Origin of the sequence: Streptomyces sp. SLBN-8D4, from assembly GCF_049739545.1 — a bacterium.
GTDB lineage: Bacteria > Actinomycetota > Actinomycetes > Streptomycetales > Streptomycetaceae > Streptomyces > Streptomyces canus_C.
Map to the genome: position 1 here is coordinate 5,741,571 of NZ_JBMGQC010000001.1, position 22,849 is coordinate 5,764,419.

The window sequence follows — 22,849 nt, forward strand, 5'->3', positions numbered from 1 at the left end:
GGTGCGGGAGGTCCTTCGGGCGTTCCCGGGATTGACCATGACCGTTCGGTTGTTTACCCGAGTGGACAAATCCGGGATCCTCGTCACGGAGGTGTGGGTCATGGCGGATGCCGCACTGCGGCTGAAGAGTCTGCTCGAACAGCTGCTGGAATCCGAACTGCCGGTTCGGATCCGGGCCTGGGACGGTTCTACGGCGGGGCCGCCCGACGCGCCCACCCTGTTCGTACGCAATCGCCGGGCCGTGCGCCGACTGCTGTGGAAGCCGGGCGAACTAGGTCTGGCCCGCGCCTGGGTCGCCGGGGACCTCGACATCGAGGGCGACTTCTACACCGCTCTCGGCTTGGTCTCCGGCCTGGTCTGGGAGCGCGGCGACACCCGCTCCGCGCTCCAGGTCCTGCGCGACCCGCAGACCCGCGCCGCGCTGCTCGGAGTCGTCCGGCTCACCGGTCTGCCACTGCCCCCGGCCCCGCCCCGCGAGGAGATCCGCCGCACCCGGGGCCATCTGCACACCAGGCGCAGCGACAAGCGCGCCATCAGCCACCACTACGACGTCGGCAACGGCTTCTACGAGACCGTCCTCGGCCCGTCCATGGTGTACTCGTGCGCCTACTGGCCGAGCCCGGACGGCACCCTCGAACAGGCCCAGCACGACAAGCTCGACCTCGTCTGCCGCAAGCTCGCGCTCCGGCCGGGGCAGCGGCTCCTCGACGTCGGCTGCGGCTGGGGCTCGATGGCGATCCACGCCGCCCGCGAGCACGGCGTGAGCGTCGTCGGCATCACCCTCTCCCAGGAGCAGGCGGCCTACGCCCGCAAGCGCGTCGCCGACGCCGGACTGACCGACCGGGTCGAGATCCGCGTACAGGACTACCGCGACGTGGCCGACGGGCCGTACGACGCGATCTCCTCCATCGGCATGGCCGAGCACGTGGGATCGGAGAAGTACCTGGAGTACGCCGAGGACCTGTACCGGCTGCTCGCGCCCGGTGGGCGGCTGCTCAACCACCAGATCGCCCGGCGCCCGCTGTCCGACGAATCGGCTTACGACCTCGACGGATTCATCGACGCGTACGTCTTCCCCGGCGGCGAGCTCGCCCCCGTCGGCACCACGGTGACCCAGTTGGAACGGGCCGGGTTCGAGGTACGGGACGTCGAGTCGATCCGTGAGCACTACGGGCTCACCCTGCGCCGCTGGGTCGCCAACCTGGAGGCCGGGTGGGAGCGCGCGGTCCGGCTGGCCGGTCCGGGCCGGGCCCGGGTCTGGCGCCTCTACATGGCCGCCTGCGCCCTCGGCTTCGAACGCAACCGCCTCGGCGTCAACCAGGTCCTGGCCGTCCGCACCCCCGAGTCCGGCCGGTCCGGGATGCCGCTGCGGGCCCGCACCTGGAACTGAGCGCACGGAAGGGGCCCGCCACCCCCTCGGTGACGGGCCCCCGGTGCCGTACCGCTACTCGGCCTTGATCGCCGCCAGCATGTTCATGCGGGCCGCCCGGCGGGCCGGCCACAGCGCGGCGAGGATGCCGACCGTCGCCGCGAGCAGCAGGAACACCGCCATCCGGGCCCACGGCAGGACGAGTTCGTACGTCGCCATCTTCGTGCCGAGCAGCTCACCGGCCGCCCAGCCGAAGAAGACGCCCAGTCCGATGCCGAGGACTCCGCCGAACAGGGAGATGACCAGGGACTCCAGACGGACCATCCGTTTGATGCCCTTGCGGTCCAGGCCGATCGCGCGGAGCATGCCGATCTCCTGGGAACGCTCGAAGACCGACATGGCCAGGGTGTTGATGACCCCGAGGACCGCGACGATCACCGCCATCGCCAGGAGGCCGTAGAGCATGTTCAGCATCAGCGTGAACATCTGCGCGATGGACTCGGAGAGGTCCTTCTTGTCCTGGACCTTGATGGCCGGGTTGGAGCCGAGGGCCTTCTCCAGCCTGTCCTTGGTCGCGGCGGACGCGCCCTCGGACGTCTTCAGCATGACCTGCATGTCGGACACGTCGCTCAGATGCGGGGTGAGCGTCGCGCTGTCGACCATGATGCCGCTGATCAGCTCGTTGCCCTCGTAGACCCCGGCGACCGTGAGCTGCTGCGCCTTGCCGTCCTCGTAGTGCGCGGTGAAGGCGGAACCCGCCTTCCAGCCGCGGGACTTGGCGGTGTCCTGGTCGACGACGACCTGGTTGCCGCCGACCTCGAAGGCGCCGCTGTCGACCTTCAGGTCGGTCAGCTTCCCGATCGCGGAGCCGTTGACACCGGTCAGGTACTCGGTCTCGCCGTCGATACGGGAGGCCGCGTTGCGCAGCGGGCTGACGGCGGTGACGTCGTCGACCTTCGCCAGCTTCTTCTCGACGTCGGGCGAGAGCTCGTTGCCGTTCGCCATGGAGACGACGTAGTCCGCCTTGACGGCCGCCGACGCCATCTTGTCGATCGACTTCTGGAGGCTGCCCGCCATCACCGTCATGCCGGTGATCAGGGTGAGACCGATCATCAGCGCGGAGGCGGTGGCGGCCGTACGGCGCGGGTTGCGCACCGAGTTCTGGCGGGCCAGCTTCCCGGAGACGCCGAAGACGCGCAGGAGAGGGGCCGCCGCCGCGATCAGCGGACGGGACAGCAGGGGAGTGAGGATGAAGACGCCGACGATCAGGAGGACCGCGCCCATGCCCATGGGGGCCTGGCCGTCCGAGCCGTCCATCGTCGTGGCCGCCAGGATCACGGCGACCCCCGCCCCGCTGAACAGCGCGCCCAGCGTGTTGCGCAGCACCAGCGACTTGGTCGTCGCCTTCGCGTGCACGCTGCTCATCGCCGCGACCGGCGGGATCTTCGCCGCCCTGCGGCCCGGCAGCCAGGCCGCCAGCATCGTGATCAGGACGCCCACCGCGAGGGCCGTGCCGACCGTGCCCGGTGTGATGACGAGCGGTCCGTCCGGGACGGTCGCCCCGAGCGTGCCCATGAGGGACCTGAGCCCGGCGCCGATGCCGATGCCGGCCACCAGACCCGTCACGGCGGCGATCAGGCCGACCACGAACGCCTCGACCAGCACCGACCGCGTGACCTGCCGGCGGGACGCGCCGACCGCCCTGAGCAGCGCCAGCTCCTTGGTGCGCTGGGCGACCAGCATGGTGAAGGTGTTGGCGATGATGAAGGTGCCGACGAACAGCGCGATGCCGGCGAAGACCAGCAGGCCCTGCTTGAGACCGCTCATCGAGGCCGAGATCATCTCGGCCTGGTTGTCGGCGAGTTCCTTGCCGGTCTCCGTCTCCACCAGGTGTGCGGGCAGCGCCTTGTCCAGCGCGGCCTGCAGGGCGGTCTGGGAGGTGCCGGAGGCCGCCTTCACGTCGATCTCGTCGTACGTCCCCGGCTTGCCGAACAGCTTCTGGGCGGTGGCCGTGTCGAACAGCGCGAGGCTGCCACCGGCCGCGACATTGCCGTCGTCCGTGGTGAAGATCCCGGTGACGACCGGCCTGAGGACCGGGCCGTCGACCGAGATGCGCACGGTGTCGCCGACCTTGTAGCCGGCCCGCTTCGCGGTCTCCGAGTCGATCGCGACCTGGTCCGCGCCGTGCGGTGCGGTGCCCTCGGCCAGCGGGTACCGGGGGTCCTTGGCCCCGTAGTAGTTGCCGCCCTGCGACTGGAAACCGCCGCCGATGAGCTTGCCGTCCTTGTCGGCGATGGCGGTGAAGCCGCTCACCACGCCGATGGCGTTCGCGGCCCCGGGAACCTCGGCGCTCTTGTCGAGCAGAGGCTGGGTGAGCTCGTGGCTCTTGCCGATCGTGTTGCCCTTGTCCTCCTCGGACTTGGCGGTGACGGCCACGTCGACCTGGTCGAAGCCCTTGGCCGAACTCTTCTGGTAGGCCTCGGAGATGGTGTTGGTGAAGACGAGGGTGCCGGACACGAACGCCACGCCGAGCATCACGGCGAGCACGGTCATCAGCAGTCTGGCCTTGTGCGCGAGGACGTTGCGCAGGGCGGTGCGGAACATCAGGAGGTACGGCCCTTCGCGTCGAACTGCTTCATGAAGTCCAGGACGTTCTCGGCGGTGGGCTTGTACATCTCGTCGACGATCCGGCCGTCCGCGAGGAAGACCACCCGGTCCGCGTACGCCGCGGCCACCGGGTCGTGGGTCACCATGACGACCGTCTGCCCGAGCTCCCGTACGGAGTTGCGCAGGAAGCCCAGGACCTCGGCGCCGGAGCGGGAGTCGAGGTTTCCGGTCGGCTCGTCACCGAAGATGATGTCGGGCTTGGACGCGAGGGCCCGGGCGACGGCGACACGCTGCTGCTGGCCGCCGGAGAGCTGGGCGGGACGGTGGCTGAGCCGGTCCCGCAGACCGATCATCCGGATGACCGAGTCCAGCCATTCCTTGTCCGGCTTGCGGCCCGCGATGTCCATCGGGAGCGTGATGTTCTCCAGGGCCGTCAGGGTCGGCAGCAGGTTGAACGCCTGGAAGATGAAGCCGATCTTGTCCCGTCGCAGTTTGGTGAGCTGCTTGTCCTTCAGGGAGCCCAGCTCGGTGTCGCCGATGCGGACCGAGCCGGAGGAGAAGGTGTCGAGGCCGGCCACGCAGTGCATCAGCGTGGACTTGCCGGAGCCGGAGGGGCCCATGATCGCGGTGAACTCGGCCTGCCGGAACTCGACGGTGACCCGGTCCAGGGCGACCACCTGGGTCTCGCCCTGTCCGTAGATCTTCGACAGATCCGTGGCGCGCGCGGCCACGGTGGTGGTCCGACCGGCGACTGGTGTGGTGGTCACGGGATGGAACTCCTAGCGGGACGACATCGTTGAAGGACGCCTTCCATCGTGGTGGCCGGAGCCCGCCGTGTAGTCAGCCGCAGTTCTGGTTCCGAAGGCAGACTTTGGAGGGACCGCGGCGCTCGGTGTCATACCTGGGGATGACGGCGGTCCCTGATCGGGGAATCTGCAGAGAACAGGTGGAGCGTCCTTGTTCGGGCGGTGAAATTCCGTCATTCCGCAGGCGCGGCCGGGGGTCGCACGGAACGCTATTGGCAAGTGCGGATGGCGTGTTCCACGGTCTGATGCACCCTCAGGCGTCAATAAAATAAGACAACATCGGTCCGCCCGACCACTGTTCGGGGGATGCACCCCGATAGGCTCGGAACCTCGACGCGGAGCCCATGGCCTGCCCGGATGGTGGAATGCAGACACGGCGAGCTTAAACCTCGCTGCCCCTTCGCGGGCGTGCCGGTTCAAGTCCGGCTCCGGGCACTTTCCCGCCCACGCGATGACTTCTCACGCGTGGGCCGGCCTCCCGTCTTCAACCCTCGTAGACGGTCAGTACGGCACCGTCGATCTCGATGCGGCGGCCGGCGCGCATGCCGTCGCGGCGCAGTGTTCTCAGACAGGTGTGGAACAGGGGCAGCTCGTCCGCGTCCAGGACGACGGCGGCCAGTTCCAGGAGTTCGGTCACCGACTGGTCGGTCAGTACCTCGGGCAGCTCACCGGAAAGCAGTACGACCGATTCTCCGGCGGGCCCACGGACCACGGCCGTGGCCGGTCCGCCATGCACGAACAACACATTCCCCCCTGGGAGCCCGGGGTCGTGCGGCTCTCGCTCCTCGGGCAGGACGAGAGACTAGCGGGGGCTGCCGACGCTGTCGGGCACAGTCGAGATTCTTTTTCCGACTCCACGGAAGAGTGAACATCCGCGATCGGAGACCGCCGGGACCAGGGTTCCGGACGGTCACTTCCTTGGCCAGGGGTGGGGGTTGGGGGTGCGGGGGCGGCTCGGGGTGGGGGGGGGCGGGTCCGGGGGGTCTCGCGTGGTGCGGGCGGGTGTCGGAGGGCGCTCGCGGGGGGCGGGCGCGGGGAGTTGCGTGCCGGTGAGCGGTTGCCTGCTGAGGGGCCCGTTCGGGTGGACCGCCCCGGGCGGCCGTTTGCCTGACGGGGCGTCGGAGGGGCTCGCCCGGGGCGCCGGCGGGGCCCGGAAAGCGTGACCCGGGTGGCCCCGGCCGGGCGCCGGCGGGGCCTGCGGGCGGGTCGGCCCGCTCGGGTGCTCGCGTGGTGCTGGAGCCGGTGGCCGTGAGTGGTCCAGGGATCCGTGGTCGGAGGGGTGGCCGTACGCAGGGCCGGGTGCCCGGGGTTACTTCTTCGGGGTGCGGTCCAGCAGGGACTCCACGAGGGCGGCCACGTGCCGGCGGTCGTCGGCGGAGAGTTTCTGGAGGCTGGCGATCAGGAGGTCCACCTCGGGGTCGGCCGGGCGGGCGGCGGTGCCCTCGGGGTCCTGGCCGGCCGGTGCGCCGTACACGTGGATGCCGCAGGCCTCCGCGGCGGCGCGGCGGACGGTGTCCAACGGGAGCTCCAGGCCCTTGGACAGTCCCTCCAGGGTGGTCGCCTGGGGCATGCGGACGACGCGGTCGGTGGTCGCCAGGTGGTGGACGGTGGAGCGCGGGACGCCACCGCGACGCGCCACGTCGCCGTAGGACCAGCCCTTGCGGTCCAGGCGCTCACGGATCAACTGCTGGAGTGCGTTGGCCACGGGTGGGTCACTTCCTGCTCGCCGCTCGGCGGAACCGTCCATGTCGGGGCCGATTCTACGGGCGGCCCCACCCGCCGCCGAAAGGGTGATTCCCCGAACGGGTTGCGCAGTGGCCCCGCGAGGCCCTAGTGTCCAATCTCGTTGGACAGCACGTCCGACCAGGTTGGACAGAGTGTGGGGGGAACCTGACTCGGTCCGACCGGAAATGCCCATCCCTGAGGGGGAATTGATCATGATGGACGCTCACGAGCTCGAGGCCGAGTCCGCGGAACTGCTGCCGGGCCGCGAAGCCCTCGGCCGTCTGAAGTTCAGCTTCAACAAGACGACCAACGTCACCAAGCACATCGCCAACGTCGAGGCGCACAACTCCTCCGTGGCCGTCAACGACCACTCCTTCGCCTCGGCCGCCGCCTCGCAGGCCGGCCAGACCATCACGGTCACCCAGTAACACCCGCGCACCACCTCGAACCCGATCCGCATCACCTGAAAGGACGTCCGTCATGAGCATGGACATGCACGAGCTGGAGACCGAGTCCGCCGAGCTGCTGCCGGGCCGTGAGGCCCTCGGCCGTCTGAAGTTCAGCTTCAACAAGACGACCAACGTCACCAAGCACATCGCCAACATCCAGGCGGACAACCAGTCCGCGGCGCTCAACGACCACTCCTCGTACTCGGTCGCCGAGTCGCAGGCCTCGCAGTCGATCGTCGTCAAGCAGTAACGACGGCGTGACCACGGCCGTCGGGGTGGGCCGCCCGTACCAGCGGTGCGGCCCACCCCGACGGCCATGCAAGGGGGGAAACGGGGAGGACGTGGGGGGAGACCACATATGACAGTGCTCGGAGACGGGCCCGCGACGCTGTACGACTCCGGGCCGGTGCCCGGGCCGGGCGGCTGGCCGGTGACGTACGAGCAGGTGGCGACGGGCAGCCTGCCGGTCGTCGAACTCCGGCTCGTGCCGCGGCTGAGCGCGGGACTGCGACTGCACGGCGAGTACCAGGGGTCGGGTTTCACCGAGCCCAAGTACATCGCCCGTCGGGGGGACGGGCAGGTCGTGCAGCTGTCGCGGTTGCTGTACCTGGTGGCGTCGTCCGTCGACGGTGTCCGGGACACCGAGTCGATCGCCCACCGGGTGAGCGCGAGGTTCGGCCGCGAGGTCAGCGGCGACAACATCCGCTTCCTCGTGGAGAAGAAGCTCGAACCGCTCGGCGTGACGGTCCCCGAGGGCCAGGAGAGCGACGAGGTCGACGCACCGCGCTCCGACCTGCTGCTCGCCCTCAAGGGTCACCGGGTCATCTTCGACGAGCGGCGCACGGCACGGATCGCGGGGCTGTTCGCGTGGCTGCACCGGCCGGTCGTGGTCGCGGCCGTGCTCCTCACGGCCGTCGCCATGGACGTGTGGCTGTTCGGTTTCTTCGGGGCGATCGAGCCGGTCCTGGAGGTCCTGGACCAGCCGGTGCTGATCCTGATCGTGTTCGCGCTGACGGTGGCCTCGCTCGTCTTCCACGAGTTCGGCCACGCCTCCGCGTGCAGATACGGCGGTGCCCGGCCCGGCTGCATCGGCTGCGGGATCTTCCTCATCTGGCCGTCGATGTACACGGACGTGACGGACGTGTACCGGATCGGACGCGGCGGCCGGATCAGGACCGACCTGGGCGGGGTCTACTTCAACGTCGTCTTCATGCTCGGCATGGCCGGGCTGTACTTCGCGACGGGGGAGCAGTTCTTCCTCGCCGCGGTGTATCTCGGGCACTTCGAGATCCTCGAACAGCTGATGCCGGCGGTACGGCTCGACGGCTACTACATCCTGGGCGACCTCGCCGGCGTCCCGGACCTCTACGGCAAGATCAGGCCGATCCTGCTCAGTCTGGTCCCGGGGCGGAAGGGGCGGGCCGCCCGCAAAGAGGTCGCCGGGCTGAAGAAGTCGGCGCGGACCATCGTGGCCGCGTGGGTGCTCACCATGGTGCCGCTGATCATCGGCGAGATGGGCTACGGGCTGTGGAACCTGCCCCGGATCATCGCCACGATGACCCGGTCCATGGTCGAGCAGTTCTCCGGCACCGGGGCGGCCTTCGCGGCCGGCCAGATCATCGAGGGACTCGTCGGGGTCCTCGGCTGTCTGATGCTGCTGATCCCGATGGGCGGTGTCGTCTATCTCTCCGTGAAGATCGGGGGGCGGATCCTGCGGGCCGCGAAACGGTCCACGGCGGACCGGCCCCGGTTGCGGGTGGCGCTCTGCGCGGTGGTGCTCGCCGGGCTGGCGGGTCTCAGCTATGCGTGGACCTCCGGGCTGACACCCCAGCCGCTCCCGAAGAAACCCCCGATCGCGCCGATCCTCCAGCCCGGGGTGTCGACGGAGGAACCGCAGCCCCGGCAGGCCACGACTCCGGACGGCGACGCGTCCACCTCGGACAAGGGCACCGCGGACAACCCGGCGGGCACGGACCCGGGCGCGGTCCCACCTTCGGCGGCGGGCCGCTCTGCGGGCTCGGACGCGCCCTCCCCCGGGACGTCCACCGGCACCTCGGCGGCCGCCTCACCGGCGTCGTCCGCGGCAGCGCCGGGCTCGGCGAGCGGAGGCACCTCCCGTGGGCCGGCGTCCCCGACGCCGGGCACGTCGACGGCCCCGGAACCGTCCTCCCCGGGCACGGGCCCGACCGCCCCCGTCTCGTCCCCTGCCCCGTCGGAAAGCATCCCGCCCTCGCCCACGGACACCCCGCCCCCGCCACCGGCCAGCGGTTCGTCGGGAGCGTCCTGACGGGAGGGCCGGTGTTCCGGGGGCCCGGCCGGGCCGGGCCTCGACAACCGATCCGGGGCGGGGCGAGGGATCGGCCCCCCGGTCGGGGGTCGGGGGTCGGGCTGGAGGCTGCCTTCCGGCGGTCGGCGGCTCGGCGGTCGGGTGGTCTCCGGCCGCCGGTTCGCCGCCGGTTCTCGGGGCAAAGCCGGCTGTCCGTGATCACAGCCGGCTGTTCGTGATCACAGCCGGTCGTTCGTGGTCGAAGCCGGTGGTTCGTAGTCGGTGTCGGCGCGGGGCGGTGGCCTTCTCCCGGGTGGGGCGACGCCTGCCCGGGGGCGGACGGCGGCCGGGGTCGTGATCCGGGGTGGCAGGCCATCCCCGTCTCGCCGAACCGGGCCGGCACGGGAGCTCGCCTCGCCCTTCGCCGAGAGGCTCGCGAGCCCCGCTCTCCCCAACCCCCGCCCCCCACATCCGTATTCATCCATCCACCCAAGGAGATCCCTTGAGCAGCCATCGAAAACCCCGTACCTCCAGCCCGTTGACCCGCCGTGCCGTTCGCGTGGGGCTGTTCGCCGCCGGTGTGGCCGGTGTGGCGACCGCCGTGCCGGCGCAGGCCGCCACCGGCGGGCCCGCCAAGGTCGCCGTCGCGTCGGACCATGTCTTCAGCCACGCCGACCGCCACGACCACACGGAGGAGAAGGACTCGTTCACCATCCGCCAGTTCGGCACGGTGAACGCCGCCTCCGTGCGCAACCAGGCCAACGCGGTCTCGTCGGCCTGCTCCGCGGACGACGACTGCCGCTCGGTCGCGCTGTCGTTCCAGATCGTCACCGTCGCGGGCGAGCACACCCGCCTGAACGCCGTGAACCTCAGCGACGCCGTCAACAAGAGCTGCACCGGCTGCCAGACCCTGGCCGGGGCCTACCAGTTCGTCGTCTCCACACCCGCCCCGCTCACCCTCGACTCCGCCCACCGCCGCCAACTCGCCGACGTCCACCGTCGGCTGGACGCCCTGACCCGCTCCGACATCCCCGCGACCGATCTGCGCACCCGAGCCGACGCCCTCGCCGCCGAGGTCAACTCGGTCCTCCGGGACGCCGTGGCCGACGCTCCGAAGGGCGACGCGCAGGACGACGTCACCATGCACCGCCACCTGGACGGCTGGCCCAGCCGCTGACCCGAACGGCCGTCCGGCCCGCGGCAGCCACCCGCGGGCCGGACGGCCGCGCAGAACCGTTGACATCGGCAGACCCCGCGGCGCAAACTCGGCTCACTCAAGTGAATAAAACTTCACCACGCGAACAAGCGCTATTGCGCCCGCCAGACACAAGGTCTCCGAAGGGAACGCCCGATGCGCACCACCGTCGGCATCATCGGAGCCGGCCCCGCCGGCCTCCTCCTCGCCCGGCTCCTCCATCACGCCGGCATCGACTCGGTCGTCCTGGAGAGCCGCGACCGCGCCTATGTCGAGCAGCGCCAGCGCGCCGGGATCCTGGAGCAGGGCACGGTCGACGTACTGCGCGCGGCAGGCGCCGGGGAGCGCATGGACCGCGAGGGACTCCCGCACGACGGCATCGAACTGCGCTACGACAGGAAGCGCCACCGCGTCGACTTCCCCGCCCTCACCGGCGGCCGGTCCGTGATGGTCTACGCCCAGACCGAGGTCTGCAAGGACCTCATCGCCCTCCAGCTCAAGGACGGCGGGCCGCTGCTGTTCGAGGCGGAGGCCCTGGCCGTCGAGGGCGCCGACACCGACGCCCCGCGCGTGCGCTTCCGGCACGAGGGCCGCGAGGACGTCCTGGAGTGCGAGTACGTCGTCGGCTGCGACGGCTTCTGGGGCGTGGCGAGGAAGGCGATCCCGGCAGAGCTGACCCGGGTCTTCGAGCGGACGTACCCCTTCGCCTGGCTCGGCATCCTCGCCGACGTCCCGCCCTCCCACGACGAACTCGTCTACGCCCGCCACGACCGCGGCTTCGCCCTGCTGTCCATGCGCTCCCCGTCCGTCTCCCGCCTCTACCTCCAGGTCCCCGAGGGCACCGATGCCCAGGATTGGGGCGACGAGGAGATCTGGGACGAGCTGGAGCGCCGCTTCGAGACGGACGACGACTGGAGGCTCGACAGGGGACCGATCACCCAGAAGTCCGTCACCCCCATGCGCTCCTACGTCCACGAGCCCATGCGCCACGGCCGGCTCTTCCTCGCCGGCGACGCGGCGCACATCGTCCCGCCCACCGGCGCCAAGGGCCTCAACCTCGCCGTGGGGGACGTCGTGACCTTCGCGAGGGCGCTGACACACCAGCAGGAGACCGGTTCCGCCGAGCGCCTCGACGCCTACTCGGAGACCTGCCTGCGGCGGGTGTGGCAGGCCGAACGGTTCTCGTACGACATGACGGGCCTCCTGCACCGGGCGCCCGACGCCACTGCCTTCGAGGACCGGATGCAGCTGGCGCGGCTGGAGCGGATCGCCGGGTCGCGGGCCGCCGAGACCGACCTCGCCGAGGGGTACACCGGCTTCCCCTTCGGATGAGGCCCCTCCGGTGCCGGGAATCACGCCCGCGCGTAGCGTGTTGGGCAGCACAACGAGGGAAGATCCTCCTCAAGCACTAGGGTCATTCCTTTGCCTACCCATTACTCTTGAGGGCAAGGTCCACACACGGTGGCCATGGAGGAGTGAAATGAGGAGCAGCAACCCGGTCTTCTCGCGACGGGGGTTCAGCCGCGACAACGGCTACGCGGGCTTCAACACCGCGCCGCAGGCCGGGGGCGCAGCCGTGGGCACGCAGGGCAGCCCCTACGCGCAGCCGCAGGGCAACCCGTACGCGACCAACCCCTATGCCCAGCAGGGCCTGCAGCAGGGCGCACCGCCGCAGACCCCGGTGACCACCGGCCGCATGACGATGGACGACGTCGTCCTGCGCACCGGCACCACGCTCGGCATCCTGATCGTCACCGCCGCCCTCGCCTGGGCGCTGCTGCCCGTCGACGACGCCAACATCGGGCGCTCGTACGGCATCGGCATCGGCGCCGCGGTGATCGGCATGGTCCTGGCGCTCGTGCAGTCCTTCAAGCGCACGGCCACGCCCGCGCTGATCGTGTCGTACGCCGCGTTCGAGGGCGTGTTCCTCGGCGTCGTCTCCAGCATCGTCGACAACCGCATCGCGAGCGGCGCGGCCATGCAGGCCGTGATCGGCACCCTGGCGGTCTTCGCCGCGGTACTGGTGGCGTACAAGGCCGGCTGGATCCGCGTCAACCGGCGGTTCTACGGCTTCGTCATGGCGGCCGCGCTCGGCTTCATGCTGCTGATGGTGGTCAACCTGCTGTTCGCCGCGTTCGGTGGCGGTGACGGCCTCGGCTTCCGCAGCGGCGGCCTCGGCATCCTGTTCGGCATCATCGGCGTGCTGCTCGGGGCGTGCTTCCTCGCCCTCGACTTCAAGCAGGTCGAGGACGGTATCGCCTACGGCGCCCCGCGCGAGGAGGCGTGGCTGGCCGCGTTCGGTCTCACCTTGACGCTGGTGTGGATCTACATGGAGTTCCTGCGACTCATCGCGATCCTCAACAGCAGCGACTAGTCCGCGGCGCTCTGACGGGCGTTACGGTTCGTACGGCGAAGGGCCCCCGGTCCCGACCGGGGGCCCTTCGGCATGTGCGCAGCTCAGAAGTACCTGCGCGCGGCCCTCCTCAGGTCGTACTCGTGGATGATCGCCTTGGCGTGGCCGTACGCGAGGTTGTGTTCGTGGCGGAGCCAGCTGACCTTTTCCTCGAAGCGGAAGAGGGCCGGGCCTTCGTCGACGGTGCGCAGCCAGTCGGACACTTCACGACCGGTGCAATGGGGGATGCGGGCGAGCATGTTGCGGTGGGTCTCCTCGGAGAGGACGTGGGACATCGGCGCCTCCGGACGCAAAGGGGATGTAAGCCGGTCCTTCAGGTCACCGTGCCTGAGCGTTCGCCTGTTGGCAACAGTCCCGGTCGGACGCGTACGGTTACCGCGTGGCTGATACTTCGCGTCTGACCCGGGCCGTGGACCACTTCGCCGACCGACTGCGGGCGGCGCCGCAGAGCCGGTTGCAGCGGGGCGCGGCGGCCGAAGCGCTGGGACTGGCACGGGAGTTCGCCCGCCGGACCCAGGTCGTGGAGGAGCCGGGGACCGAGCTGCGCGAGATGCCGGACGCGGGGATGTTCGCCGCCGCCGACCAGATCACCGTGGCCGTGCACGACTTGGCTCTCGTCCTGACGGACGAGAGCCAAGTGGAAGAAGCGCTGGAACTGGTGGCACAGGCCCAGCAGCGGGCCGGCGTGTGACGCCGTGACCCAGCGACCCCGTGACGCCTACAGGGACGCTATGACCCGGTCGGCCAGGATGTAGACGTTCTCCTCGCCGCACGCGAAGGTCAGCGTGTACGCGCCCGAGACGCCCGAGCCGCCCAGCAGGACCGGGCTCTCGCCCGCGCGCAGGGCCGCCGAGAGGCGTTCGGCCGTCTCGCGGTGGCCCGGGGTCATGCAGAGGGTCGTGCCGTCCGCGAAGACGTAGACGTCCAGGGTGCCGAGGGGGCCGGGGCGGACGTCGGCCAGCTCGGTGCCGGAGGCGGCGAGTTCCTCCAGGGTGGCCACCGTGCGTTCGTGGTCGCCCACGACGGGTGAACCGACCGGCACGAAGTCCGGGTGGGAGGGGTGCCGGCGCCGGGCCGCGGCCAGTTCGGGGCTGTCGCCGGCGAACTCGTCCGCGTCGGCCGAGGACTCCGACACCGGCTCCAGCGGCTCCAGACCCACGAAATCGGCCTGCCGGGGCAGGAACAGCTCGCTGTCGGGCAGCCCGAGCAGCGAGGGCGCCTCGGAGGCGTCACGGGCCTCCTGGGCGGCCCAGAAGGCCCGCGCCTCGGCGAGCTCGCGCTCACGCTCCTCGGCGAGGGCCTCGGCCACTGCGGCACGTATCTCGTCGACATCGGCTGCCGGACGCGCGGCCGGGACGAGACCCCGTAGGTCCGCGGTGTTGTTCCTGGCGAGCTCGGCGTGCAGGGCGGCGACCTGTCGGCGCAGCACCATGAGGGTGCGCAGGACGGCGACGCCCACGGCGCCCGTGGCGGCCGTGGTGACCAGCAAGGCGATCGGCATGGCGCTCACTGACGTACTCCCGGTTCAAAGTCGACCCCCGACTTCCTACATCAGCTTGAAGGGCGGACTATCCAGCTGTCAGTGCGTAACGTCACGAATCGGACAGGACTTTGGGTCCGGTGGTTGCTGGTGAAGCGGCCCTGAGCTGCGCAAATCTCTTCCGGAAGGGAGATAGGTCACATCCTGGGGGAGATTGGATCACAAATCGGCCCAGAACCTTGGAGTTTCCCCGGTTCTGGGCCAAAGAGTGACATGGAGTCCCCGTACGGACACGGAGAGTTGAGCGGTCAGCTCAGGCGCTCGATGACCATCGCCATGCCCTGGCCGCCGCCCACGCACATGGTCTCCAGACCGAACTGCTTGTCGTGGAACTGGAGGGAGTTGATGAGCGTGCCGGTGATGCGGGCGCCGGTCATGCCGAACGGGTGGCCGACGGCGATCGCGCCGCCGTTGACGTTCAGCTTCTCCAGCGGAATGTTCAGGTCGCGGTAGGAGGGGATCACCTGGGCGGCGAACGCCTCGTTGATCTCGACCAGGTCGATGTCGTCGATCGTGAGACCGGCGCGGCGCAGGGCCTGGTTCGACGCGTCCACCGGGCCGAGACCCATGATCTCGGGGGACAGGCCCGAGACGCCGGTCGACACGATGCGGGCGAGCGGGGTGAGACCGAGTTCGCGGGCCTTGGTGTCGGACATGATCACGACCGCGGCGGCACCGTCGTTGAGCGGGCAGCAGTTGGCGGCGGTGACCATGCCGTCGGGGCGGAAGACCGGCTTCAGGCCCTGGACGCCGTCGAGCGTGACGCCGGCGCGCGGGCCGTCGTCCTTGGAGACCACGGTGCCGTCGGGGAGCGTGACCGGGGTGATCTCGCGCTCCCAGAAGCCGTTCTTGATGGCTTCCTCGGCGAGGTTCTGCGAGCGGACGCCGAACTCGTCCATGTCCTGGCGGGTGACGCCCTTGACGCGGGCGAGGTTCTCGGCGGTCTGGCCCATCGCGATGTACGGGTCGGGGAGCAGACCGTCCTCGCGCGGGTCGTGCCAGGTGGAGCCCTCGGACGCGGCGGTGGCGGCGGTGCGGGCCTGGGCCTCGTCGAAGATCGGGTTCGTGGTGTCCGGGAGGCCGTCCGAGCTGCCCTTGGCGTAACGGGAGACCATCTCGACGCCGGCCGAGATGAAGACGTCGCCCTCGCCGGCCTTGATGGCGTGCAGGGCCATGCGGCTCGTCTGCAGCGAGGAGGAACAGTAACGGGTGATCGTGCAGCCCGGCAGGTGGTCCATGCCCATCTGCACGGCCACGATGCGGCCCAGGTTGTAGCCCTGCTCGCCGCCGGGGAGGCCGCAGCCGAGCATCAGGTCGTCGATGTCGCGCGGGTCCAGCTCGGGGACCTTGGCGAGGGCGGCCTGGATGATCGTGGCGGTGAGGTCGTCGGGGCGCAGGTCCTTGAGCGAGCCCTTGACTGCGCGGCCGATGGGGGAGCGGGCGGTCGAGACGATCACGGCTTCGGGCATCACGGCTCCATTGGCGTTACGGGGGTGTTCTTCCGACTGGGCTGCTTGGGAAGTTACCCGTACGTATGGCCTGGGTCACGGGGGTGACGGTGTGACCTATGTCTAAGCGCTTGCTTTTCCCGGTTCTCCGCTCCTCGGACCCTGTCTCCTCTCGTCAGACACCGGACGAGCTCGTGGTGGGTGACGGCTCCGTCGCCCGGACCCGCCGCCTGCGCCTGCGCTTGAGCAGGGCCCAGGGACCCTTCGGGCCGGTCGGCATCGCCGCCGCGACCTCCGTGCCCGCCTCCGAGGCCGCCTCCGCCGCCGCCCTCGCCACCGGCAGGAAGCCCTCGCGGCGGGAGACGTCCGGGCGGTCCTCGTCGGCCGGCCACAGCCCCAGGGCCGCGCACACCGTCGGCAGGACCGCCATCGCCGCCGTCGCGTACCCCTCCGCCGAGGGGTGGTAGTTGTCGGGGCCGAACAGCTCGCGAGGGTTCGCCGCGAACTCCGGGCCCAGCAGGTCGCCCAGCGACACCGTGCGGCCGCCCTGTTCCACCGCGCCGATCGTCTGCGCCGCCGCCAGCTGGCGCGAGGCCCGCCGGGCCAGCCACCGCAGCGGCTGCTGCACCGGCTCGATCGTGCCCAGGTCGGGACAGGTGCCGACCACGACCTCGGCACCGGCCGTGCGCAGCCGTCTTACCGCCGAGGACAGATGCCGCACGGAGCGCGTCGCCGGCATCCGGTGCGTGACGTCGTTCGCGCCGATCATGATCACGCAGATGTCCGGGACCCGCTCGGGATCCCCCAGCACCAGCGTCACCTGACGGTCCAGGTCGTCCGAGGTGGCCCCGGGCAGGGCGACGTTACGGAACTCCACCGGACGTTCCGCCACCGCCGCCAGCCCCGACGCCAGCAGCGCACCCGGTGTCTGGGCCGCCCGGTGCACCCCCTGGCCCGCCGCCGTGGAGTCCCCCAGCATGGTCAGGCGCAGGGGCGGATCGCCCGCGGCGGCGTAGACATGGCCGTACCGGCCCTCGGCCTGCGGGACGTGCGGCGTCGTGCCGTTGCCCACCTGCCGTCTGGCCAGCCGCGCCTCCGCCAGCAGCAGGCCCATGCCCGCCGCCCCGATCAGACCGATCCCGCCGCCGCCGTAGGCCGCGCCGGCCGCGATCCGCCGGGCCACCCTCGCCCTCGACATGCTCGTCATACGTAGCCGCCACCTCCGTCGTACCCGTACACCCACTCCTTGCCCCGCACGGACCGTGGCCCAATCCCAACGGGCAGTGAACGACCGTCATGGCGCCCGAACAGGCCATAGGCTGGCCGGACCACTAGGACCACTTCTTTTGCAAGCATCCGGAGACAACGGTGCAATTCCACGACTCGATGATCAGCCTCGTCGGCAACACCCCGCTGGTGAGGCTCAACAACGTGACCCAGGGCATCAAGGCGACCGTCCTGGCCAAGGTCGAGTACTTCAACCCCGGCGGATCCGTGAAGGACCGCATCGCCCTGCGCATGATCGAGGCGGCGGAGGAGAGCGGCGCGCTCAAGCCCGGGGGCACCATCGTCGAGCCGACCAGCGGAAACACCGGGGTGGGGCTCGCCATCGTGGCGCAGCAGAAGGGGTACAAGTGCATCTTCGTGTGCCCCGACAAGGTGTCGACCGACAAGATCAACGTCCTGCGGGCCTACGGCGCCGAGGTCGTCGTCTGCCCGACCGCCGTGGACCCCGAGCACCCGGACTCGTACTACAACGTCTCCGACCGGCTGGTGCGCGAGACGCCCGGTGCGTGGAAGCCCGACCAGTACTCCAACCCCAACAACCCGCTCTCCCACTATCACTCCACCGGCCCCGAGCTGTGGGAGCAGACGGAGGGGCGGATCACCCACTTCGTGGCGGGCGTCGGCACCGGCGGCACCATCTCCGGCACCGGCCGGTACCTGAAGGACGCCAGTGACGGCGGGGTCCAGGTCGTCGGCGCCGACCCCGAGGGGTCCGTGTACTCCGGCGGCTCCGGGCGGCCGTACCTCGTCGAGGGCGTCGGCGAGGACTTCTGGCCGACCGCCTACGACCGGACCGTCGCCGACGAGATCGTCGCCGTCTCCGACAAGGACTCCTTCCAGATGACCCGCCGCCTCGCCAAGGAGGAGGGCCTGCTGGTGGGCGGCTCCTGCGGCATGGCCGTCGTCGCGGCCCTGCGGGTCGCCGAGCGCCTGGACGAGAACGGCGTCGTGGTGGTCCTGCTCCCGGACAGCGGGCGCGGCTACCTCTCGAAGATCTTCAACGACGAGTGGATGGCCGACTACGGCTTCCTGGAGGACGAGGGCCCCAGCGCCCGCGTCGCCGACGTCCTGAACGACAAGGTGCACGGCGCCATCCCCTCCCTCGTCCACATGCACCCGGACGAGACGGTCGGCGAGGCCATCGACGTGCTGCGGGAGTACGGCGTCTCGCAGATGCCGATCGTCAAGCCGGGCGCCGGTCACCCGGACGTGATGGCCGCGGAGGTCGTCGGCTCGGTCGTCGAACGCGAGCTGCTCGACGCCCTGTTCACCCAGCGGGCCTCGCTGGAGGACCCGTTGGAGAAGCACATGTCGGCCCCCCTCCCCCAGGTCGGCTCCGGCGAGCCGGTCGCCGACCTGATGTCGGTCCTCGGCTCGGCGGACGCGGCGATCGTCCTCGTGGAGGGCAAGCCCACCGGAGTCATCAGCCGCCAGGATCTGCTGGCCTTCCTCGCCAAGGGCGGGAAGTGACGGCAAACGTCCGGTGAACACCGGGTGCCGGAGGCGGACTTGCGGTTTCCCACCGAAAAGGGGGACTTCGCGGAACTGGTACGAGCGTGTCACGTCCACGCAGCACACGCTTAACACGGGTCCGGCACATTGGTGGATGTCGGCAGGGCGGGAGCGGCTCCCCGCCCCAGCCGGCACCGAAACGTCCAAGGACCTCCGGAGCGGCTCCCGGACCTCCATGGACGCCGGACGTGAGACCTGGCCTGACCCGGTCGACGTCCCTCGCGGGGACCGCCGTCGTCCCGCCCCCCGTTCACGGGGGTGCGGCGGTCCCCGCGATATTTCTTTTGCGGGCGGCCTCAGCAGGCGCCGGACTCAGTGAACGGGGCTCAGCGGGCGGGGCTCGATGCCCAGCTGCCCAGCAGTGCCAGTCGCTCCGCCGTCTCCGATCCCGGTTCCGGGGTGTAGACCAGCAGGCTCTGGTCGCCGTCTCCCGGGACGGCGAGGGTCTCGTACGGGAAGACGAGCAGGCCCGCCACCGGGTGCTGGACGCGCTTCACGCCGTAGGCGCACTCCTTGACCTGGTGGTCGGCCCACAGGCGGCGGAAGTCCTCGCTCTTGAGGGAGAGTTCGCCGACCAGCGAGGTCAGTTCGCGGTCGTCCTGGTGGTGGCCGGCCAGAACGCGCAGATGGGCCACGCACTGGGCGGCGACCGCCTGCCACTCCGGATAGAGGTCGCGTGCGGCGGGGTCGAGGAAGACCTGCCGCGGGATGCTGTGCGTCCTGGCCGTCGTACCGCTGTAACCGAACACCGCGTCCGCCAGGGCGTTCCAGGCCAGGACGGTCATCCGGTGGTCGAGGACGAAGGCCGGGGTGCGGTCCATGCTGTCGAGCAGGAGCTGGACTCCCTGCCGGACGCGGGGGCTGGCGGGGCGTGCGGCCTGTCGGCGGGGGCGGGCCACCGCGTGCAGGTAGTCGCGCTCGGTCTCGTCCAGGCGCAGCACGCGCGCGACGGCGTCCAGCACGGCGTCCGAGACTCCCCCGGACTTCGTCCGGGAGGGGCCCCCGGGACCGCGGCCCTGCTCCAGCCGGATGTAGTAGTCGACGCTCACACCGGCCAGCTGCGCCACTTCCTCCCGGCGCAGCCCGGGCACGCGGCGCCGCCCGTGCGAGGGCAGCCCCACCTCCTCGGGCCGGATGCGGGCGCGGCGTGAGCGCAAGAAGTCTCCGAGGTCCCCGTCCATGGGTTCGATCGTAGGGGAGGCGCGGCTTTCGAACCTGGTACTGGCAGACCCAGGAAAAGCGCATCCCTGGGTAGGACCGCCCGGACGACGCAGGGTGGTGGACGAGGCCGGGGAGTCGCCCCGGCGGACATCGCACCGAGGAGCACATCCATGTCGTACGAGAATCTGGCCGGACGTACCGCTGTCGTCACCGGGGCGGCGAGCGGTATCGGCGAGGCCACGGCCGTCCTGCTGGCCGAGCGGGGGGCGCGGGTCGCGCTGCTCGCCAGGCGCGGAGAGCGGCTGGAGGCGATCGCCGGGAAGATCCGGGCCGACGGCGGACAGGCGCTGGCGGTGGTCGCCGACGTCACCGACGACGCGTCCGTGGCGGCCGCCGTGGAGAGCGTGCACACGGCGTACGGGGCCGTCGACCTGGTGGTGAACAACGCGGGCGTGATGCTGCCGAACCCGATCGTCGACGCCCGGGTCGACGAGTGGCAGCGGATGATCGACACCAATGTCACCGGTGTCCTGCGGATCATCGGCGCCTTCGCCGGCGACCTCGACGAGGCGGCGGAGCAGGGGCGCAGCGCGGACCTGGTGAACGTCTCGTCCATCGGCGCGCACGTCACGGGCTTCACGAACTACGCCGTGTACGGGGCGACGAAGGCCGCCGTCACGCATCTCTCCGCGCTGCTGAGGAACGAGTTCGGGCCGCGGGGCGTGCGGGTCACCAACATCGAGCCGGGGCTGACGGAGTCCGAACTCGCCACGCACATCGAGAACGACGGGCTGCGGGAGCAGGTCGGCGGGATGGCGGAGGCGATGGGCGCCCTGGCCGCCGCGGAGCTCGCCGATCTCGTCGCCTACGTCACCAGCCGGCCCCGGCACGTCAACCTGCGCCAGGTCATGGTGCTGCCGACCGCGCAGGTGTGAGCGCCGGGTCAGCCCTCCCAGTCGCTGCTCCGGGAGGACGGCTTCGCGCGCCGGCCCCGGAAGAGGTCCGGGTTGACGCGGAGCGCCTGGAAGGCGTTGACGCCGACGATGCCGACCCAGGAGACCAGCAGGCCGGGAAGGTGGGCGACGCCGCCGCCGATCGCGGAGAGCGGGATCGCCAGCACCAGGGAGACGATGCCGAAGCCGAAGCGCTCGCCGAAGGAGTCGGTGGGCTTGGGCGAGCGGGCTCCCCGGGCGGTCACCATCTGCTGCTCGGCCAGCTGCCGGCGCAGCCGGCGGTCCACGGCGCCGTCGATCCGCTGGTCGACCTTCTCCAGGAACGAGTCGACCAGCGCGGACTCGTACTCCTCGCCCAGTTCCCTGCGGGCCTGCAGGGTGGCGTTGAGTTCCTTCTTGAGTTCGGGGTCCCGCGCATCCATTCCGGTCATGGGGTCCACGGTAGGCAGCGGGAACGCCCGCTGCACTGGGGTTAGCCCCCCTGTTGCGGCGGGGGCCCTTCCCAGATCAGCCCGTGGTCAGCCCGTGCTGCTTCGCATAGGCGTTCGCCACGTCCTCCGGGTCCTTCTTGTCGTTGTCGACCTGGCTGTTGAGCTGGGTGAGCTGGGCGGTCGTCAGGACGTTGCCGAGGCGGGCGAGGGCCTTGCGGACGGTGTCGTCGGCCTTGCGGTCGGCGATGAGGGGGACGATGTGCTGGCTGGGGATGAGGTTCTTCGGGTCGGTCAGCACCACCCAGTCGTCGGCCGCGATGTCGGTGTCGGTGGTGAAGAGGTTCGCCACGTCGACATCGCCCTTCTTCAAGGCGCCCTTGACGAGCGGGCCGTCCGAGTCGAGGGACTTGAACTCCTTGAACTCGACGCCGTACACCTCCTTGAGGCCGACCGCGCCCACCCGGCGCTTCTTGACCTCGGGCGCGGCGCCGATGACCAGCCTGCCGTTCTGCTTGGCGAGGTCGGCGAGGGTGACGAGGCCGTACTTCCTGGCGGTCGCCCGGGTGACGACGAAGCAGTCGGAGTCGGCCGCCTGGCCGTACGGGAGCACCTGGAGGCCGGCGGGCAGGGCCAGGGTGAGGGCGTTCTGCATGGTGCCGGGTTCGGCGGAGGCGTCCTTGGGGGCCAGGTAGTTGAGGAGGGCGCCCTGGTACTCGGGCAGCAGGTCGATGTCGCCCGCCTTGAGGGCGGGGATCACGATCTCGCGGGTGCCGAGGTTGGGGCGGACCTTCACCTTCACGCCGGCCTGCTGGAGCACGGCCGCGTACAGGTAGCCGAGGACCTGGTTCTCGGTGAAGTTGGCGGTGCCGATGGTGACTCCGCCCTTGCTGGAGCCGCTGCCGCCGGAGGTGGTGCCGCCGCCGTCGAGGGAGGTGATGCCGCTGGAGCAGGCGGCGAGGGCGGGGACGGAGGCCGCCGCGAAGAGGCCGCCGAGGAGGGCGCGTCGGTTCATCGGAGGGGTCCTTACGCGGTGCGGTGGCGGAAGAGGAAGCGCTGGAGGGCGGAGAGCAGCAGGTCGAGGCCGACGGCGATCACGGCGACCAGCACCGCCCCGCCGAGCACCTGCACGAGGTCGCGCTGGGCGAGGCCGTCGAAGACGTAGCGGCCCAGGCCCCCGAAGGAGACGTACGCCGCGATGGTCGCGGTGGCGACGACCTGGATGAGTGCCAGGCGCAGGCCGGTCATGATCAGGGGGAGCGCGAGGGGCAGTTCGACCTGGAACAGGACCTGGTGGCCGCGCATGCCCTGGCCGCGGGCGGCGTCCTTGACGTCCGGGTCGACGGCGGTCATGCCGGCGTAGGTGTTGGTGACGATCGCGGGGACCGCGAGGGCGACGAGGGCGACGTAGACCGGGAGCATGGACAGGCCGCCGGCCAGGAAGACCAGGACGACCAGGCCGACGGTGGGCAGGGCGCGGCCGAAGGACGCGAGGTTGATCGCGACGAAGGCGCCCTTGCCGGTGTGGCCGATCAGCAGGCCGAGGGGCAGGCCGATCGCGGCCGCGACGAGGGTCGCGAGGAGCGAGTACTGCAGGTGCTCGGCGAGCCGGTGGGCGATGCCGTCGGTCCCGGTCCACTGGGAGCCGCTGGTCAGCCAGGTGCCGAGGTTCTTGATGAGTTCGTACATG

Annotated in this window: 22 protein-coding genes and 1 tRNA gene; 11 read left to right on the forward strand and 12 right to left on the reverse strand. The window is 70.7% G+C overall.

The features are described 5' to 3' along the window. The first annotated feature begins 100 nt into the window (after positions 1 to 100). Positions 101 to 1,390 (forward strand): class I SAM-dependent methyltransferase, encoded by a 1,290-nt coding sequence (locus RKD20_RS26145; protein ID WP_424879844.1) that lies wholly within the window; start codon positions 101 to 103, stop codon positions 1,388 to 1,390. Positions 1,391 to 1,444: 54 nt separating this feature from the next. Here RKD20_RS26145 and RKD20_RS26150 read toward each other — a convergent pair whose 3' ends face one another. Together RKD20_RS26150 and RKD20_RS26155 are read right to left on the reverse strand one after the other, a co-directional pair. Next, on the reverse strand, positions 1,445 to 3,973 hold the full coding sequence (locus tag RKD20_RS26150) for an ABC transporter permease (RefSeq protein ID WP_424879845.1): 2,529 nt from the start codon (positions 3,971 to 3,973) through the stop codon (positions 1,445 to 1,447). Further along, positions 3,973 to 4,743, reverse strand: coding sequence for an ABC transporter ATP-binding protein (locus RKD20_RS26155; protein ID WP_424879846.1), 771 nt, complete (start codon positions 4,741 to 4,743; stop codon positions 3,973 to 3,975). The genes RKD20_RS26150 and RKD20_RS26155 overlap by 1 nt, the downstream gene beginning before the upstream one ends. A 390-nt stretch (positions 4,744 to 5,133) precedes the next feature. Between RKD20_RS26155 and RKD20_RS26160 the strand changes: the two genes are divergently transcribed. Next, positions 5,134 to 5,217 (forward strand) — tRNA-Leu (locus tag RKD20_RS26160). A gap of 49 nt (positions 5,218 to 5,266) precedes the next feature. Here the strand turns inward: RKD20_RS26160 and RKD20_RS26165 are convergent. Both RKD20_RS26165 and RKD20_RS26170 read right to left on the reverse strand, forming a co-directional pair. Continuing rightward, the gene (locus tag RKD20_RS26165) at positions 5,267 to 5,527 is read right to left on the reverse strand and encodes a hypothetical protein (protein WP_259294540.1); all 261 of its coding nucleotides are present in this window, start codon (positions 5,525 to 5,527) and stop codon (positions 5,267 to 5,269) included. Between the two features lie 564 nt (positions 5,528 to 6,091). After that, the gene (locus RKD20_RS26170) at positions 6,092 to 6,487 is read right to left on the reverse strand and encodes a transcriptional regulator (RefSeq protein ID WP_391181318.1); all 396 of its coding nucleotides are present in this window, start codon (positions 6,485 to 6,487) and stop codon (positions 6,092 to 6,094) included. Between the two features lie 232 nt (positions 6,488 to 6,719). Here RKD20_RS26170 and RKD20_RS26175 point away from each other — a divergent pair, with 232 nt between their 5' ends. The 6 genes from RKD20_RS26175 to RKD20_RS26200 all read left to right on the forward strand — a co-directional run bounded on the left by RKD20_RS26175 (position 6,720) and on the right by RKD20_RS26200 (position 12,791). Then, positions 6,720 to 6,935 (forward strand): hypothetical protein, encoded by a 216-nt coding sequence (locus RKD20_RS26175; RefSeq protein ID WP_020120824.1) that lies wholly within the window; start codon positions 6,720 to 6,722, stop codon positions 6,933 to 6,935. A gap of 52 nt (positions 6,936 to 6,987) precedes the next feature. Next, positions 6,988 to 7,206: a hypothetical protein gene (locus RKD20_RS26180; protein WP_007382551.1), complete on the forward strand. Its 219-nt coding sequence runs from the start codon at positions 6,988 to 6,990 to the stop codon at positions 7,204 to 7,206. 108 nt (positions 7,207 to 7,314) lie between these two features. Continuing rightward, on the forward strand, positions 7,315 to 9,243 hold the full coding sequence (locus tag RKD20_RS26185; RefSeq protein WP_424879847.1) for a hypothetical protein: 1,929 nt from the start codon (positions 7,315 to 7,317) through the stop codon (positions 9,241 to 9,243). A 481-nt stretch (positions 9,244 to 9,724) separates the two neighbouring features. Further along, complete coding sequence (locus RKD20_RS26190) at positions 9,725 to 10,399, forward strand: hypothetical protein (RefSeq protein WP_351992858.1); 675 nt, start codon at positions 9,725 to 9,727, stop codon at positions 10,397 to 10,399. 174 nt (positions 10,400 to 10,573) lie between these two features. Beyond that, positions 10,574 to 11,749 (forward strand): 4-hydroxybenzoate 3-monooxygenase, encoded by a 1,176-nt coding sequence (locus RKD20_RS26195; RefSeq protein WP_424879848.1) that lies wholly within the window; start codon positions 10,574 to 10,576, stop codon positions 11,747 to 11,749. Between the two features lie 148 nt (positions 11,750 to 11,897). Beyond that, complete coding sequence (locus RKD20_RS26200; RefSeq protein ID WP_424879849.1) at positions 11,898 to 12,791, forward strand: Bax inhibitor-1/YccA family protein; 894 nt, start codon at positions 11,898 to 11,900, stop codon at positions 12,789 to 12,791. Between the two features lie 83 nt (positions 12,792 to 12,874). On the opposite strand, the gene RKD20_RS26205 is transcribed toward RKD20_RS26200, so the two are convergent. Further along, positions 12,875 to 13,105 (reverse strand): DUF4287 domain-containing protein, encoded by a 231-nt coding sequence (locus tag RKD20_RS26205; protein WP_020120819.1) that lies wholly within the window; start codon positions 13,103 to 13,105, stop codon positions 12,875 to 12,877. A gap of 134 nt (positions 13,106 to 13,239) precedes the next feature. On the opposite strand from RKD20_RS26205, the gene RKD20_RS26210 reads away from it, so the two are divergent. Further along, complete coding sequence (locus tag RKD20_RS26210; RefSeq protein WP_020120818.1) at positions 13,240 to 13,521, forward strand: hypothetical protein; 282 nt, start codon at positions 13,240 to 13,242, stop codon at positions 13,519 to 13,521. A 27-nt stretch (positions 13,522 to 13,548) separates the two neighbouring features. On the opposite strand, the gene RKD20_RS26215 is transcribed toward RKD20_RS26210, so the two are convergent. The 3 genes from RKD20_RS26215 to RKD20_RS26225 all read right to left on the reverse strand — a co-directional run bounded on the left by RKD20_RS26215 (position 13,549) and on the right by RKD20_RS26225 (position 17,025). After that, a complete protein-coding gene (locus RKD20_RS26215) occupies positions 13,549 to 14,340 on the reverse strand; it encodes a hypothetical protein (protein ID WP_424879850.1) in 792 nt (263 codons plus the stop codon). A gap of 278 nt (positions 14,341 to 14,618) precedes the next feature. Beyond that, entirely contained in the window at positions 14,619 to 15,839 is a 1,221-nt protein-coding gene (locus RKD20_RS26220) for an acetyl-CoA C-acetyltransferase (protein ID WP_424879851.1), read from the reverse strand. Between the two features lie 154 nt (positions 15,840 to 15,993). Next, positions 15,994 to 17,025, reverse strand: a complete 1,032-nt coding sequence (locus RKD20_RS26225) for an SGNH/GDSL hydrolase family protein (protein WP_424879852.1) — start codon at positions 17,023 to 17,025, stop codon at positions 15,994 to 15,996. 161 nt (positions 17,026 to 17,186) lie between these two features. Here RKD20_RS26225 and RKD20_RS26230 point away from each other — a divergent pair, with 161 nt between their 5' ends. Then, positions 17,187 to 18,575 (forward strand): cystathionine beta-synthase, encoded by a 1,389-nt coding sequence (locus tag RKD20_RS26230; RefSeq protein WP_424879853.1) that lies wholly within the window; start codon positions 17,187 to 17,189, stop codon positions 18,573 to 18,575. 368 nt (positions 18,576 to 18,943) lie between these two features. On the opposite strand, the gene RKD20_RS26235 is transcribed toward RKD20_RS26230, so the two are convergent. Continuing rightward, entirely contained in the window at positions 18,944 to 19,798 is an 855-nt protein-coding gene (locus RKD20_RS26235) for a helix-turn-helix transcriptional regulator (protein WP_424879854.1), read from the reverse strand. 150 nt (positions 19,799 to 19,948) lie between these two features. Here RKD20_RS26235 and RKD20_RS26240 point away from each other — a divergent pair, with 150 nt between their 5' ends. Next, complete coding sequence (locus RKD20_RS26240; protein WP_424879855.1) at positions 19,949 to 20,713, forward strand: SDR family oxidoreductase; 765 nt, start codon at positions 19,949 to 19,951, stop codon at positions 20,711 to 20,713. 8 nt (positions 20,714 to 20,721) lie between these two features. Here RKD20_RS26240 and RKD20_RS26245 read toward each other — a convergent pair whose 3' ends face one another. From RKD20_RS26245 to RKD20_RS26255, 3 genes are all read right to left on the reverse strand, one after another. Continuing rightward, complete coding sequence (locus tag RKD20_RS26245) at positions 20,722 to 21,162, reverse strand: hypothetical protein (protein ID WP_424879856.1); 441 nt, start codon at positions 21,160 to 21,162, stop codon at positions 20,722 to 20,724. Between the two features lie 76 nt (positions 21,163 to 21,238). Beyond that, entirely contained in the window at positions 21,239 to 22,174 is a 936-nt protein-coding gene (locus RKD20_RS26250; protein ID WP_424879857.1) for an ABC transporter substrate-binding protein, read from the reverse strand. Positions 22,175 to 22,185: 11 nt separating this feature from the next. Continuing rightward, positions 22,186 to 22,848, reverse strand: coding sequence for an ABC transporter permease (locus RKD20_RS26255; protein WP_424879858.1), 663 nt, complete (start codon positions 22,846 to 22,848; stop codon positions 22,186 to 22,188). Position 22,849 lies beyond the last annotated feature (1 nt).